General features: G+C 64.1%; 12 protein-coding genes and 1 pseudogene. 7 read left to right on the top strand and 6 right to left on the bottom strand.

Annotated elements, in window-relative coordinates; translation table 11 throughout:
* Nucleotides 1-130 precede the first annotated feature (130 nt).
* From EN869_RS04140 to EN869_RS04120, 5 genes are all read right to left on the bottom strand, one after another.
* On the bottom strand, nt 131-1147 hold the full coding sequence (locus EN869_RS04140) for a zinc-binding alcohol dehydrogenase family protein (protein WP_127225061.1): 1017 nt from the start codon (nt 1145-1147) through the stop codon (nt 131-133).
* 69 nt (nt 1148-1216) lie between these two features.
* The gene (locus EN869_RS04135; protein ID WP_127225060.1) at nt 1217-2182 is read right to left on the bottom strand and encodes an ABC transporter permease; all 966 of its coding nucleotides are present in this window, start codon (nt 2180-2182) and stop codon (nt 1217-1219) included.
* The gene (locus EN869_RS04130; RefSeq protein WP_127225059.1) at nt 2179-3732 is read right to left on the bottom strand and encodes a sugar ABC transporter ATP-binding protein; all 1554 of its coding nucleotides are present in this window, start codon (nt 3730-3732) and stop codon (nt 2179-2181) included. The genes EN869_RS04135 and EN869_RS04130 overlap by 4 nt, the downstream gene beginning before the upstream one ends.
* A gap of 218 nt (nt 3733-3950) precedes the next feature.
* The gene (locus tag EN869_RS04125) at nt 3951-4946 is read right to left on the bottom strand and encodes an ABC transporter substrate-binding protein (RefSeq protein ID WP_127225058.1); all 996 of its coding nucleotides are present in this window, start codon (nt 4944-4946) and stop codon (nt 3951-3953) included.
* 347 nt (nt 4947-5293) lie between these two features.
* Nucleotides 5294-6799, bottom strand: a complete 1506-nt coding sequence (locus EN869_RS04120) for an altronate dehydratase family protein (RefSeq protein ID WP_127225057.1) — start codon at nt 6797-6799, stop codon at nt 5294-5296.
* A gap of 258 nt (nt 6800-7057) precedes the next feature.
* Between EN869_RS04120 and EN869_RS04115 the strand changes: the two genes are divergently transcribed.
* The 6 genes and pseudogenes from EN869_RS04115 to gndA all read left to right on the top strand — a co-directional run.
* On the top strand, nt 7058-7960 hold the full coding sequence (locus EN869_RS04115; RefSeq protein ID WP_127225056.1) for a GntR family transcriptional regulator: 903 nt from the start codon (nt 7058-7060) through the stop codon (nt 7958-7960).
* A gap of 126 nt (nt 7961-8086) precedes the next feature.
* The gene (locus tag EN869_RS04110; protein ID WP_127225055.1) at nt 8087-8434 is read left to right on the top strand and encodes a DUF2946 family protein; all 348 of its coding nucleotides are present in this window, start codon (nt 8087-8089) and stop codon (nt 8432-8434) included.
* An 83-nt stretch (nt 8435-8517) separates the two neighbouring features.
* Complete coding sequence (locus EN869_RS04105) at nt 8518-9066, top strand: copper chaperone PCu(A)C (RefSeq protein ID WP_127225054.1); 549 nt, start codon at nt 8518-8520, stop codon at nt 9064-9066.
* Between the two features lie 30 nt (nt 9067-9096).
* Nucleotides 9097-9615 carry a YcnI family protein gene (locus EN869_RS04100; protein ID WP_127225053.1) on the top strand — a complete coding sequence of 173 codons (519 nt, stop codon included), beginning with the start codon at nt 9097-9099 and terminating at the stop codon, nt 9613-9615.
* Nucleotides 9616-9700: 85 nt separating this feature from the next.
* Nucleotides 9701-11311: a copper resistance CopC/CopD family protein gene (locus tag EN869_RS04095; protein WP_245489359.1), complete on the top strand. Its 1611-nt coding sequence runs from the start codon at nt 9701-9703 to the stop codon at nt 11309-11311.
* Between the two features lie 240 nt (nt 11312-11551).
* Nucleotides 11552-12982 (top strand): annotated as a pseudogene (gndA, locus tag EN869_RS04090) (NADP-dependent phosphogluconate dehydrogenase); the annotation flags it as partial.
* Here the strand turns inward: gndA and EN869_RS04085 are convergent.
* Entirely contained in the window at nt 12979-14022 is a 1044-nt protein-coding gene (locus EN869_RS04085; protein WP_127225050.1) for a LacI family transcriptional regulator, read from the bottom strand. The pseudogene gndA and the gene EN869_RS04085 overlap by 4 nt on opposite strands.
* 386 nt (nt 14023-14408) lie before the next feature.
* Here EN869_RS04085 and EN869_RS04080 point away from each other — a divergent pair, with 386 nt between their 5' ends.
* Nucleotides 14409-15647, top strand: coding sequence for an ABC transporter substrate-binding protein (locus EN869_RS04080; protein WP_127225049.1), 1239 nt, complete (start codon nt 14409-14411; stop codon nt 15645-15647).

Raw genomic sequence — 15647 nt, 5'->3', positions numbered from 1 at the left:
CGTCGGGTCTGCACTGCGTCGCTACGCTCCTTGCTCAGCCCGTGGATGACGAAGTGACAGGCGCTGCGGCCAATCACCAAGGCTGCGATTTGCCAGGAAAGGCAGCCTGCAGATCTCGAACCGGGCTTTCCTAACCCACCTCGATCACCGCCTTGATCAGCCCCGACTTCTCATGCGCCCATCTGGGGAGGTCACGCGGCGTTTCGGCGAGCGTCGTGCGATGGGTGACGAGCTTGTTCAACGGCACCGCGCCGTTGCGGATCGAGGCCGCGACATGGTCGAAATCGGCCCTCAGCGCGTTGCGGCTGCCGACCAGCGTCATCTCGCGCTTGTGGAATTCGGGGTCGGAGAAGGCGATGTCGTCCTTGACGACGCTGACCAGCACCAGCGTCCCGCCATGCGCGACATGGGCGAAGGCCGACTGCACGGACTTTGTATTGCCGGTCGCGTCGAACACAAGGTCGAAACCTTCGCCGGCGGTTGCCTGCCGCACCAGATCGGCGGCCGTTGCCTTCGAACCGTCCAGCGCGGCAAAGCCGAGTTCTTTCTCGGCGAAGCCGAGGCGCTCGCTGCTCATGTCGAGCAGGCTGACGTCCAGTCCGGCAATGCGCGCGAAGATCGCCGTGCCGAGCCCGATCGGTCCGGCGCCGATGACCAGCGTGCGCTGGCCGGGGAGCCCAAGCGATCTGCGCACGGCATGCGCGCCGATCGCCAGGAATTCCACCGCCGCGGCGTCGGCCAATGACAGGCCGTTCGTCGGATAGAGATTTTGCGCCGGCACCAGGATCTCGTCGCACATGGCGCCGTCGCGATGGACGCCGAGCACCTCGATCTTCACGCAGCAATTCGGTTTGCCGTGACGGCAGGCGATGCATTTGCCGCAGGCGAGGTAGGGGTTGATGATGACCGGCTCGCCGACGCCAAGGTCGACGCCGTCACCCTTTTCGACGATCGTGCCCGCGACCTCGTGGCCCATGATGCGCGGATAGGCGAGGAACGGGTGCTTGCCTTCGAAGATGTGGTAGTCGGTGCCGCAGATGCCGACATGGCTGACGGCGACGCGCGCCCAGCCGGATGGAGGCGCGCCGGGGTCGGCGCGGTCTTCGAGGACAAGGTCGCCGGGCGAGCGGCAAACGACGGCTTTCATAGGCAATTCCAGTATTCAAAAAGGCGCCGGTCCCTCGGTTGAGCGGACCGGCGTCAGGTCAGGGAGGATTCACTTGCCGCGACGGCGCAGGCCGTCGAAGTAGACGATGACGATGATCAGCAGGCCGGTGATGATGCGCTGCCAGAAGGCATTGACGTTGAGCAGGTTGGCGCCGTTGTTGATGGTGGCGAGGATGAAGGCGCCGAGCAACGGCCCGTGCACCGAGCCCACCGCGCCGAACAGCGAGGTGCCGCCGATCACCGACGAGGCGATCGCTTGCAGTTCCCAGCCCTCGGCCTGTGTCGGGTTGCCGATGCCGATGCGTGAGGCAAGCAGTACGCCGACAAAGGCCGCGCACAGGCCGGATAGCGTATAGGCCATATAGATGGTGCGCTGCACGTTGACGCCGGACAGGCGCGAGGCCTCGGCATTGGAGCCGACCGAGAACAGGTAGCGGCCCCAGCGGCTGTGATGCAGGAAGATATAGGCCGGGATTCCGACCAGGATCACCATCCAGAACAGGTTGGGGACGCCGACGAAGGAATTGCGCGAGAATTCCTGGAAGGCGTCGTTGTTGATCGAGATCGAATTGCCGTTGGTCATCAACAGGCCGATGCCGCGCAGCGACGTCAGCGTGGCCAGCGTGATGATGAAGGGCGGCAGGCCCATCTTGACGATGCCGAAACCGTGGAACAGGCCGATGGCGACGCCGACCAGCAGCGTGATCAGGATGGCGGCGAAAACCGGCACGCCGGCATTGATCAGCAAGGCCGCGATGACGGTGGAGAAGCCGACCACCGCGCCGACAGAAAGATCGATGCCGCCGGTGATGATGACGAAGGTCTGGCCAACCGCCAGGATGGCGATCATCGATCCCTGGCGCAAAAGGTTCGAGATGTTGTTGGCCGAGGCGAAGCTCGATGTCGCCACGGACAGGATGACCCACAGCAGAACCAGCAGCGCCAGCAGCGTCAGCCCGAACAGGGCGTTGTAATTTCGCTTCGGCTTTTCGGCGGGAATCGCCTCGGTGCTCATGTCTGTCCTCCCTGTTTTTCTTGTTTCTCGGCGAGCGCCTGCGTGAGGATTTCCTCGTGATCGGCGGTGCGGAACCCATGCGTGGCGACCAGCTTGCCGCGCCGGAACACATGCAGCGTGTCGGCAAGCTCGTAGACTTCCGGCAGATAGGAGGAGATCAGGATGATGCCGGCGCCCTTCGACAGCAGCGTCGAGAACAGGCGGTAGATCTCGGCCTTGGTGCCGACATCGACACCGACCGTCGGCTCGTCGAAGATGAACAGCTTGGCGCCATGCGCCAGCCATTTGCCGATGACGATCTTCTGCTGGTTGCCGCCGGACAGGCTGGAGGCGAGTGCGTTGCGCGTCGGCGTCTTGATCCTGAGGTCGGCGATCTGGCGGTCGGCCTCGGCCTTCTCCTTCGTGCCGGAGATCAGCATGTTGCTGGAGATGCGCTTGTAGATCGGCAGGTTGAGGTTCATGCCGACCGGCAGATTGAGGCACAGGCCCTGGTCGCGGCGACTTTCCGGCGCCAGCGCCATGCCGAGCCGGATCGCGTCGTGCTCGGAGTTGACCTGCACCTCCTCGCCTTGCCAGAAGATCTGGCCGGCCGATTTCCTGTGGCGGCCGTAAAGCGTGGTGACGAACTCGCTGCGGCCGGCGCCGATCAGGCCGTAAAGGCCGACGATCTCGCCGGCGCGCACGGTCAACGAGATATTCTCAAAACCTTTGCCGGAGAGGCTCCTCGTCTCAACGATCGTGGCGCCGGGGTTGAAATGTTCCTTGTGGTAGATCTGCTCGATCGAGCGGTTGATCATCAGCTTGACCAGCTCGGGCTCGTTGGTCTCGGCGATGTTGCGGGTGCCGACCAAAGTGCCGTCGCGCAGCACGGAGACGCGGTCGGCAAGCTCGAACACCTCCTCCATGCGATGGCTGATATAGATGATGGTGACGCCTTCGCCCTTCAGCCTTCGGATCAGCTTGAACAGCTGGTCGGCCTCCTTGCGGGTGAGGTAGGCGGTCGGTTCGTCGAAGATCAGGAATTTGGTGCCGCGCACGGTGGCGCGGGCGGCGGCGATCAGCTGCTGCTGGCCGATTGTGAGGTCGCCCAGCACGACATGCGCCGGCAGGTCGAAGCCGAGGTCGTTGATGATCTTCTGCGCGTCCTTGACCATGGCCCGCTGCTGCAGGAGGCCGAAGCGGGATTCCTCCTCGCCGAGGAACATATTGGCGGCGACGGTGAGATGGCGGCACAGCACCACCTCCTGGTGAACGGCGTTGATGCCGAGCGCCATCGCCTCGTGCGGGGTCGCTAAAGCCACGGGCTGGCCTTCCCAGATGACCTCGCCCGAGGTGCGAGGCATGACGCCGGTCAGAAGCTTGATGAGGGTGGATTTGCCGGCGCCGTTCTCGCCGACGATGGCATGGATCTCACCTGCCTTGAAGGCAAGGTGCACGGGCTTCAGCGCATGCGTGCCGGGATAGCGCTTTTCCAGCCCGTTGAGTTCGAGGATCGTCCTGCCCGGCTGCAGCGTGGGGGCCGGGTGCAGTTCCTGCGCCGTCGACGTCATGACAATCCTCCCAGTTTGGTCTCAACCATTGGGTATGCGGCGATGCGTCTTCAGGTGCGCATCTTAATTGGCAAGGTAAGGCAAGTTCAGGCAATTCCGAACGGAAAAACGCCAGGCACTTTTCCTGGAATCGCTCGGGCCGTCGAATTTCCAAGCCGTCCCCACCCAGGGGATGTTTCCGGGGCGCCAGGGCCCCGGAAACGACTGTCGTGAAGATCTTACTTGAGCTTCGGGTTGAGCAGCGCGTCGATCTTCGGATCCTTCATGTTCGCCTTGGTGACGAGGTTCGCGCCGGTATCGACATTGGCTTCGACCTTCTCCCCCTTCGAGGCGGCGAGTGCAGTCTTGATGCCGTCATAGCCCATCCGGTAGGGATCCTGGACGACGAGGCCGGAGATGACGCCGTCGTTGAGGAATTTGATCAGCTTCTCGTCGCTGTCGAAGCCGATGAGCGCCACCTTGCCGGCAAGGTTGTTCTCGGCGATCGCCTGGCCGACGCCCTGCGCCATGATCAGGTTGGAGGCGAAGATGCCCTTCAGGTCGGGATTGGCGGTGATCAGGTCGGTCGCGATGTTGAGGCCGGTGGTGGCCTGGCCATCGGCGTATTTGTCGGCGATGAGCTCGAGGCCCGGATACTTGGCCTTGATCTGTTCGATGAAGCCTTGCTTGCGCTGCTCGAGCGAGCCGGCGCCGGGAAGTGCGGTGATCAGCGCGACCTTGCCTTCGACCTTGCCGCCATTGGCGGCGCCGATCGCGGCGGCCAGACCGTCAGCGGCGACGCGGCCACCCTGGACGTTGTCGGTGGTCAGGAAGGAAGTGAAGGCCTTGGAGTCGGCGCCGGAGTCGATGCCGATGACCTTGACCTTGGAAGCCGCCTCGTCGATGGGCTTGCCGAGCGCCTTGAACTCGGTCGGCGAGATGACGACTGCCGCCGGGTTGCTGGCAACGGCGTTCTCGAGAATCGAGATCTGGCCGTTGACGTCGGTTTCAGCCTGGGCGCCGAGCTCCGGCACGTTGATGCCGAGATCCTTGCCGGCCTTGCGGGCGCCGGCCAGAACGATCTGCCAGTAGAAGGACGTGGTGTCCTTGACGATGATCGGAATGGTCACGTCGGCCGCCGAAGCCGGTGCGGTATGCAGCGCGCCGGCGAGCATCGACGCGGCGGCAAGGGCCACGAAAGCGCGGCGGTTGAGAAGGCTGGTCACGAATTTCATTGGGTTCCTCCCTAAGTCGCCTGGTGAAGGTTCGGAAGCTCCATCTGGATAGGCGCGGCCCAAACAGAACTTTATCAATAAAAAACAGATGCCGTTTTTTGATAGTGCATCGTCATGGTCGATGCAAGCGGTCTCTAATGCCTTTTGCGTGATGCTGGGCGGGATTTGTTCGGCTCTGCCGGCTCCTCCCGGGCAGCACACGGATGCTTCCGTTCCTCCTTCTCGTGATGGAACATTGATTTCATGTCTCTGTCAATATGGAATATTCATTCCATATTGACATCGCAGGATCGTGAGCCCGATTTCCTCCCGTCAGCGGTGCTTCTGCCGCGATAAGTGCGTGCGGGCTAAAGCGTCGCGCCGAGATGCCAGGGCACGAACTCGTTGTCGCCATAGCCGAACGCCTCGCTCTTGGTCTTGCGGCCGGACGCCGTCTCGATGATCAACTCAAAGAGCTCGCGGCCCATGCCGGCGATGGTCTTCTCGCCCGAGGCGATGACGCCGCAATTGACGTCCATGTCCTCTTCCATCTGGTGGAACATGGTCGAGTTGGTGGCGACCTTGATCGACGGCGTCGGGCGGCAGCCGAAGCAGGAACCGCGGCCGGTGGTGAAGACGATGACATTGGCGCCGCCCGCCACCTGGCCGGTGGCCGAGACCGGGTCGTAGCCGGGCGTGTCCATGAACACCAGGCCGCTGCCGGAGACCTTCTCGGCGTAGCCGAAGACGCCGTTAAGCGGCGTTTGGCCGCCCTTGGCGACTGCGCCCAGCGATTTCTCCAGGATCGTGGTCAATCCGCCGCGCTTGTTGCCGGGCGAGGGGTTGTTGTCGATCGAGGCGCCGTGCTTGGCGGTATGGTCCTCCCACCACTTCACAAAGCCGTCGAGCTTGGCGGCGATCTCGGGCGAGGCGGCGCGATAGGCGAGCAGATGCTCGGCGCCGTAGATCTCGGTCGTCTCCGACAGGATGCCGATGCCGCCGACACCGGCAAGGATGTCGACAGCTGCGCCCAACGCCGGGTTGGCGGTGATGCCCGACATGCCGTCCGAGCCGCCGCATTGCAGGCCGACGACGATCTCCGAGACCGGGATCGGCTCGCGCTGCAAGTGGCCGACTTCCTCGGCAATCTCAGTGAGCACGCCCATCGCCTTCTCGACCGATTTACGCGAGCCGCCGGCCTCTTGGATGTTGAAATGGCGTTTTCCCGCCGCGACGCCCTTCTGGCCGTAGAGGGTGAGCTGGTTAACCTCGCAGCCCAGCCCGACCATCATCACGCCGCCGAAATTCGGATGGCGAGCATAGCCCGCGAGCGTGCGGTGCAGCACCATCATGCCGTCGCCGGTGCCGCTCATGCCGCAGCCCTGGCCGTGCACGATCGGTACGAAGCCGTCGATGCCGGGATATTTCGGCAGCAGCGTGCGGTTGGCCTCGTCGGCGATGGCGTGGCAGACGGTCGACGAGCAATTGACGCTGGCGATGATGCCGATGAAGTTGCGCGTGCCGGCGCGCCTGTCGGCGCGGCGATAGCCCATGAAAGTGCGCTTGCGGTCGGCCTCGGTGGCGTGCTCGGCCTCGCTCGGCGGCACCACCGGCAGGCGGCCGCTCTCGAACACCAGATTGTGCGAATGGACATGCTCGCCGGCCGCGATGTCCTGCGTGGCGCGGCCGATCGCCTGGGCGTATTTCACCACCGCTTCGCCTGCCGCGATCGGCTTGATCGCAACCTTGTGGCCGGGCTCGATCACGGCAGTCGCGGCGGCACCGCCCGGCAGGGGAGCGCCGATCTCAAGCCGGCCATTGGCGACGGCGACGTTGTCGGAAGGGGAAAGGAGGATGGTGTTGGCGATGGTCACGAGCGGCTGTCCTGGGTGATCCTGGGGAGCGGGCGGATTGACTTGCGCCCTTTTAAAGGTAATGTCTTTTATCGGGAAAAAACATTTTTGCGTCAATTGTTTTTTCGTCGCGGGCGGCGCGTGTCATGAAGGAGCACGCGCGCGTCTTTAGCAAGCCGCTGAAAACTTTTCGAGTTTTCGGATGCTTGCGCTAGGAACGCAACATAATTGCGCCTCAAGCCGGCCGTCGCAAGCGCCGGCGAGGCAACGGGGCAGGAAATGTCAAAGAGCAACAACGTCTACAAGGACGCCTTCAACCGCTGTCTGCGGCTGCTCGACGAATCCAGAAGCCTGCCATCCGAGCCTGAGCTCGGCACGCTGCTCGGCGTCAGCCGCACCACGGTGCGCAGCATTCTTACGCGCATGGAAGAGACCGGGCTGATCGACTGGAACAAGCGCAACAAGACGGTGCTGCGGGCGCCGAAGGCAGAAGATTTCTTCCCCGAGGAAGAGACCGACTCGCTGGCCGAGATCATCGAGCGCTCCTTCATGCGCCGGCTGCTCGCCGGGGGCGCCGAAGCCGGCATGCAGATCAACGAGCTGGAATTGGCGCGCGAGATCGGCGTCGGCACCACCAGCGTGCGCGAATTCCTGATCCGCTTCTCGCGCTTCGGACTGATCGAGAAGCGGCGCAACAGCCATTGGGTGCTGAAGGGCTTTACGCGCGCCTTCGCGCTGGAGCTGACCGAGATCCGCGAGATGTTCGAGCTGCGCTCGGCCGCGGCTTTCGCGGCGCTGCCGCAAGACAGCGCGGTCTGGGCCGATCTCGATCGGCTGGAGGCCGAGCATCGCAAGCTCGCCAGCGAAATCGCCACGCGCTTCAACGAGTTCTCCGAGCTCGACGAGCGCTTCCACCGCCTGATCCACCGGGCGTCGCACAACCGCTTCATCGTCGACTTCTATGACGTGATCGCGATGATCTTCCACTACCACTACCAGTGGAACAAGGCGGAGGAGCGCCAGCGCAACGAAGTCGCGATCCAGGAGCATCTCGCCTATATCGCGGCGCTGAAGTCGCGCGATCCCGCCAAGGTGGACGCCGCCTGCCGCAAGCACCTGAAGTCGGCGCGCCAGACGCTGCTGACTTCGATTCCTGAAGGACGACAGGCGCAGCCGGCTTAACCAGCGCCCATCGCGCCGCGTTGCCGCAGCGCGGTTTTGCCGATTTTCCGGCCGCATCCCGCGTGCTACGGTCGACGCGTTTCTGAGAGAGGCTTTGCGTTGGATATCCGGCTGAGACGATGGAGCATGCCGGCCGCGTTCGTCGCGGCGCTGCTTTTGTTGCTCCAGTCTTCGCTTGGGGCCTTCGCCCTCGGCGCGCCTTCGCAGCTCGATGCCTTCGGCAATGTCATCTGCACCCATGAGGGGGCCGTAAAGCTACCTGGCGGCGATCCGGACCAGCAGCATATGCCGGCCTGCTGCTCGTTCGGCTGCAACATGGTGTCGGCGGCGCATCTGCTGCCGCCGGAAGCGGGCGCGGTGGCCGGAACCCGGGTTTTCGAAACCGTCGCCTTCCAGCTTCCGGCCTTCCAGCACCAGGATTTCGTCCGCGACCGTTCGCCGGCCAATCCGCGCGCTCCGCCGGCAATGGACTGATCCGCGGAACCTTCCGCCACATTGTTCATCTTTACGATCAGACCGCTCGCGACCGCATGCCGGCGCGATCTCATGGAGCAACCATGTTCAATCTTCTTTCCAAGGCGCAGGCCTTCGCCCTCCGCAGCGCGCCGACGTTCCACCTCCAGCAGCGCGTCGAACTTGCCGTGCTTGCGCTCCTTCTCCTCTTCGCATGCGTTCCAGCCGCCATCGCGCATGAGTTCAAGGTCGGCGACCTCGAGATCGAGCATCCCTGGTCGCGGGCGACGCCGCCCGGCGCCAAGGTGGCCGGCGGCTACTTCACCGTGGTCAACAAGGGCAGCACGCCGGACCGGCTGCTGTCGATTACCTCCGACATCTCCGACAAGGCCGAACTGCATGCGATGGGAGTCAAGGATGGCGTCATGACCATGCGGCCGGTCGAAGGCGGGCTGGAGATCCCGGCCGGCGGCAAGGTCGCGCTCAAGCCGGGTGCCTACCATTTGATGTTCACCGGCCTGAAGCGACAGCCGAAGCAGGGCGAGAAATTCCCGGCGACGCTGACCTTCGAGAAGGCCGGCAGCGTCAAAGTCGAGTTCCTCGTCGAAGGCATGGGCGAGACCGGCGACATGGACATGGATCACGCCGAGTAATCCGCCGATTCGAAATCAGAGGGACAATCCATGAAGAAGTATCTTTTGGCGGCGGGCGCGCTTTGCGTGCTTGGGACCAATGCGGCGCTCGCCCATATCACGCTCGAAACGCAGGAAGCGCCTGTCGGCTCGACCTACAAGGCGGTGCTGCGCGTGCCGCATGGCTGCGAGGGCAAGGCGACGAGCGCCGTGCGCGTGCAGATCCCGGAAGGGGTGATTTCAGTGAAGCCGATGCCCAAGCCCGGCTGGACGCTGCAGACCAAGAAGGGCAAATACCAGAAATCCTACCAGCTCTATGGCGAGACGCTGACCACCGGCGTCAAGGAAGTGGATTGGAGCGGCGGCAACTTGCCGGACGAGTTCTACGACGAGTTCGTCTTCCGCGCCTCGCTGGCGGCCGATCTGCCGGCCGGCCAGATGCTTTATTTCCCGGTGGTGCAGGAATGCGGTGACGCCACCGATCGCTGGATCGAGATTCCGGCGGCCGGCCAGGATGAGGACGCCTTGGAAACGCCTGCGCCCGTCATCAAATTGCTGCCGAAGAAATGATCTCTGTTGGCGCGCTCCATCGGGGCGCGCCATCATTTCCAGTCACGACGAGATGAACGCAGCACAGCTCTCTACGACGATCCGCATGCATACCCGCCCGCTTGCCTGGCTGGTCGCGGCGCTCATGGCGATGGCGGTGTTGGCGATGCCCGGCCGCGCCTCGGCGCATGCGGCGCTGGTCGCGACCGACCCGGCCGACGGCGCCGTGCTGGCGCAAAGCCCGGCGCAGTTTTCGCTGACCTTCAGCGAACCCGTCTCGCCGCTGGTGCTCACGCTCGTGCGCCCCGACGGCTCGCAGCTGGCGCTGACATCTTTCCGGCTCAACGACCAGACGGTCGAGATCGACAATCCCGAGGTGCTCAAATCCGGCACGCATGTGCTAAGCTGGCGGGTGGTGTCGGTCGACGGTCATCCGGTCGGCGGTTCGGCGCTGTTTTCCATCGGCGCGCCAAGCGCGGCACCGGTCGCGGGCGAAGCCGTCGATTGGACGTTGCGCGCGGTGATCTGGGCAGCCAAGCTGCTCCTTTACGCCGGCCTCTTTCTCGGCGTCGGCGGCGCGGTCGCGCTCGCTTGGCTGGCCAAGGACCGGCGCTGCGGCCAAAGCTTTGTTGCCGCGGCACTGCTTTTCGGCCTCGTCGCGGCACCCGTGTCGCTCGGCCTGCAAGGGCTGGATGGGCTTGGCGCGCCGCTCGCGCGCTTCGCGGCACCGGCCGTGTGGAAGACCGCGCTGGAGACGAGCTTCGTCTGGACCGCGCTGGTCGGCCTGATCGCGCTTGGTCTCGCTTTGCTGTCGCTTGCCGGGCCATCGGGTCTTCGCAAGCTGGCCGCGAGCGCGGCGTTGCTCGGTGTCGGCGGCGCTCTTGCCGCCAGCGGCCACGCCAGTGCCGCCGAACCGCAATGGCTGACGCGGCCGCTCGTGTTCCTGCACGGCACCGCAATCGCCTTCTGGGCGGGCGCGCTGGCGCCGCTCGGCCTCGCGTTGCGATACCAGCCCGAGGAGGCGAAAGCATTTCTTCGCCGGTTTTCGCGAACGATCCTGCCCGTGGTGGCGATCCTGGCGGCGAGCGGCATCGTGCTGGCGATCATCCAAGTGCAGGAACCGGCAGCGTTGATCAACACGTCCTATGGTCGCCTGCTGCTCTTGAAGCTCGGTCTGCTGCTTTTCCTTTTCACGCTTGCCGCGATCAATCGCTGGACGCTGACGGCGCCCGCCGAGGCGGGTGACACCGAAGTGCAGCGGCGGCTTGTGCGCTCGATCGGCATCGAGATGCTGATCGCGCTCGCCATCTTCGGCGTCGCCGCCGGCTGGCGCTTTACCCCGCCGCCGCGCGCTCTGGCGATCGCCGCCGCGCAGCCGGTGTCGATCCACATCCACACGCTGAAGGCGATGGCCGATCTCAGCATCACACCCGGACATGCCGGCGAGGTAGAGGCCTCAATGGTGATCATGACCGGCGATTTCGGCCCGTTGGACGCCAAGGCGGTAACGCTGGTGCTGTCGAAGCCGGATTCCGGCATCGAGCCGATCAAGCGGCCGGCGACGAAACCCGGCGACGGCACTTGGCGTGTCGACAATCTCGTCATTCCAATTCCTGGCCGCTGGAATGCACGGCTTGATATTCTCGTTTCGGATTTTGAGATGGTGAACATCGAAGCGCCGATCGACATCCGGGCTGACGTGCTGATATTCAGGTGAGGCCGGCCTGCAAATGGCGATCTCCTCCGCTTCCGGTGCTCACGTACTTCAAGTACGCTCCGCTCCGGTTCTCGGAAATCACCATTTTCGACTCGGCCTGACCTGAATCTCAGCACGTCCCTTCGGCGTTACAACCCGGCGAGGCGGTTGACGGCGTCGCCAAGGCCCGTCATTCATCTTGCGAAACAGTGGGCATCGCCCGAAACGCGACCATAACAAGCATCCGAAAGCAGGGAAGAAACGATGGAAAAAGCCGAAATCGGCCTGATCGGCCTTGGCACGATGGGCTCCAACCTGGCGCTCAACATCGCCGAGCACGGGCACCGCATCGCCGTTTTCAACCGCACGCCGGCGCGCACCGACGCGTTTGTCGAGAGCGCTGGTCCGCTGAAGGACATGGTCGTGCCCTGCTACAGCCTGGAGGGGCTTGCCGCGGCGATCCGGCCGCCACGGCCGATCATCATCATGGTGCTGGCCGGCAAGCCGGTCGACGAGCAGATGGCGGCGTTGCGCGGCGTGCTCTCCGGCAACGATATCGTCATCGATGCCGGCAACGCCAATTTCCGCGACACGATGCGCCGCTTCTCGGAACTGTCCGGCTCGGGCCTGACCTTCATCGGCATGGGCGTGTCGGGCGGCGAGGAGGGCGCGCGCCACGGGCCATCGATCATGGTCGGCGGCACCGAAGAGTCGTGGAAGCGCGTCGAGAAGGTGCTGACGGCGATCTCGGCCAAGTTCAAGAACGAACCCTGCGCCGCCTGGCTCGGCACCGACGGCGCCGGTCATTTCGTAAAAACCATCCACAACGGCATCGAATATGCCGACATGCAGATGATCGCCGAGATCTACGGCATACTGCGCGACGGGCTCGGCATGACGCCGAAGGAGATCGGCACGGTCTTCGAGGAATGGAACAAGGGCCGGCTCAACTCCTACCTGATCGAGATCACCGCCAAAGTGCTCGCCGCCGACGATCCCAAGACCGGCAAGCCGGTGGTCGACATCATCCTCGACCGCGCCGGACAGAAGGGCACCGGCAAATGGTCGGTGATCGAGGCGCAGCAGCTCGGCATTCCGGCGACGGCCATCGAAGCCGCGGTCGCGGCGCGCGTGTTGTCCTCGATCAAGGACGAGCGGCAGGCGGCGGAAAAGGCCTATGGCAATATCGGCGTCGAGAATATCTCCGGCGATAAGGCCGCGCTGCTCAAGGATCTGGAGCTGGCGCTGTTCGCCGGAAAGATCGCGGCTTACGCGCAGGGCTTTGCGGTGATGAGCGGCGCATCCAAGGAGTTCAACTGGAACCTGCCGATGCCGACCATCGCCAAGATCTGGCGCGCCGGCTGCATCATCCGCTCGCAAATGCTGGACACGATGGCCGAAGCGTTCGGCTCTGGCGGCGCTTCCACCAATCTTCTGATGGCGCCGGCCTTCATCGCCATGATGAAGGAAGCGCATCCGTCGCTTCGGCGTATCGTGGCAAGGGCGTCCGAGGCCGGCTCGCCGGTGCCTGCGCTGTCCTCGGCGCTCGCCTATTTCGACAGCTACCGCCAGGGACGCGGCACGTCGAACCTCATCCAGGCGCAGCGCGACTTCTTCGGCGCGCATGGGTTCGAGCGCATCGGCGAAGAGGGCGCCTTCCATGGCCCATGGGGGAGTGGGGCCGGACACTAACCGCGATAGGATAAAACCTCACTCGGCTTGCTCAGCGACTGCAGCGAGCCGGGTTCCTTGCCTGCAATCCAGCCAAGCACGGCACGGGCCAACTCGGAGCCGGCCAGGCGGAAATCCTCGTTAACGACGAGCAGCTCCCGCCGAAACAGGTGCAGCACCTCTGAGGACTGTTTCGACACCACGTCGACATCGCGGCCGAGCTTCAGGCCGGCATCCTCGATACCGGCGACGACGGCGAGCGTTGCTGCGGCGGCGCTGCTGATGATGCCGTCCGGGCGGTCGTCTCGGCGCATGAGCTGGGCGGTGCGCATCCTGATCTGCTCGATCGTATGGTCGATCGAGACGGTATTGAACGGCACCTCTGAGGCGCCGACCTCGCTCAGCGCATCGGCAAAGCCGTTCACCGTATAGCGGAAATAGGTGAGGCCGACCGGCGGCGTCACCAAAGCAAGCCGGTTGCGGCCCTTGGCGGCCAGCGCGCTGACGGCTTCGCCGGCAAAGGCGTAGTTATCGAAGTCGTGATAGGGATGCACCAGCCCCATGTCGGTGCGGCCATGCGTGGCGAAGGGAATGCCGCGCTCCAGCATGTAGCGCGCCCGCGGATCATTGGGCTGCGTGCGCGATATGATGACGCCGTCGGCGGAGCCCGTCTCGACCAGATAGCGCACCGGGTCCAGCGGATCCTGCGAGCGCGAATAGGGCGTGACGATCAGATGATAGGGCGTGTCGGCGATCACTTCGGTGACGCCGTAGATGATGTCCGAAACGAAGCTCATCAACTCGTGCTCGGTGTTCAGCACGAGCGAGATGACGTTGGTCTTGCCGGTCCTCAAGCGCACGCCGGCGCGGTTCGGGCGATAGCCGATCTGCTTGGCGACAAGCTGTACGCGCCGCCTGGTCTCGGCGCCGATCTCGGGTGCGTCCTTCAGGGCGCGCGACACGGTCGTCACGCCAAGCCCGGTCATGAAGGCAAGCGTCTTCAGCGTCGGCCGTTCCTTGCCCGACGCGTCGTCGTCCTTCTTCGTTATCCGTCTATCCATTCGTCCCGCCCGTCAGGCGCATAGCAGCCGCGGCGCTGGCCGGCAATCGTGCGATGTTGACTTTTGCGCGACATTCAGCCCGCGGTCAGCCCAATATACTGAAACGTTACAGATTGCCAATATTCGTGACTGCCCGGGAAATTCGCAACGCGTGCGTTCTGGGCGTGCAGTTCAGGCGAAAAGCCGCGAGAATCCCAGAGAAATATCGGTCCTAGGCCAATTTGGGCGCCAATCGGCGGCTTGGACGCCGGATTAGAAGCCTCTAAAGGAATATTTTGTTCGCCTCTCGAAAAAATTTCGCTCGGCATTGAGACGGGGGGTTGCCTAGGTCCATCATTTGCCGTATCGAAAATCTGTAACGTTTCAGATTCTGGGAGGAAGCCGAAATGCGATACAAAATCCTGACCGCCGCCTTTGCCGCGACGGTCGCACTCAATTTCGCCGGTCCGGCGGCCGCAACCGACCTCGAGGTCACCCATTGGTGGACTTCCGGCGGCGAGGCGGCGGCGGTGGCGGAGCTTGCCAAGGCATTCGACGCGACGGGCAATCACTGGGTCGACGGCGCCATCGCCGGCTCCGGCGGCACGGCGCGGCCGATTATGATCAGCCGCATCACCGGTGGCGACCCGATGGGCGCCACCCAGTTCAATCACGGCCGCCAGGCCGAGGAACTCGTCCAGGCCGGGCTGATGCGCGACCTCACCGACATCGCCACCAAGGACAAGTGGACGGAGATCGTGCGGCCGAAGAGCCTGCTCGACAGCTGCACCATCGGCGGCAAGATCTATTGCGTTCCGGTCAACATCCATTCCTGGCAGTGGCTGTGGCTGTCGAACGAGGCCTTCAAGAAGGCCGGCGTGCCGACGCCGAAGAACTGGAATGAATTCGTGGCCGCCGCCCCGGCGCTGGAGAAGGCCGGCATCATCCCGCTTGCGGTCGGCGGTCAGCCCTGGCAGGCATCGGGTGCTTTCGACGTGCTGCTGGCTGCGGTCGGCGGCACCGACGCCTTCCTCAAGGTGTACAAGGACAAGGACGCCAAATTCGCCGGCGGCCCCGAGATCGCCAAGGTGTTCAAGGCGGCGGACGACGCCCGCAAGATGGCCAAGAACACCAATGTGCAGGACTGGAATCAGGCCACCAACCTGGTCATCACCGGCAAGGCCGGCGGTCAGATCATGGGCGACTGGGCGCAGGGCGAGTTCCAGGTCGCCGGCAAGACCGCCGGCAAGGACTATACCTGCCTGCCCGGCCTCGGCCTGAACGAGGTGATCGCCACGGGCGGCGATGCCTTCTATTTCCCGCTGCTCAAGGACGAAGCGAAATCCAAGGCGCAGGAAGTGCTGGCCGAAACGCTGCTCGATCCCAAGACCCAGGTCGCCTTCAACCTCAAGAAGGGCTCGCTGCCGGTGCGCGGCGACGTCGACCTCAATGCGGCGAACGACTGCATGAAGAAGGGCCTTGCCATCCTCGCCAAGGGCGCCGTCATCCCGTGGACGGACCAGCTGCTCTCGCAGGACAGCCAGAAGCAGAAGGAGGACCTGTTCTCCGAGTTCTTCGCCAAGCCCGACATGACGCTCGATGAGGCGCAGAAGCGCTTCGCCGAGATCATCGCTTCGGCCGATTGA

Source organism: Mesorhizobium sp. M2D.F.Ca.ET.226.01.1.1, from assembly GCF_004022705.2.
GTDB lineage: Bacteria > Pseudomonadota > Alphaproteobacteria > Rhizobiales > Rhizobiaceae > Mesorhizobium.
This window is presented reverse-complemented; position numbering and strand designations above follow the sequence as displayed.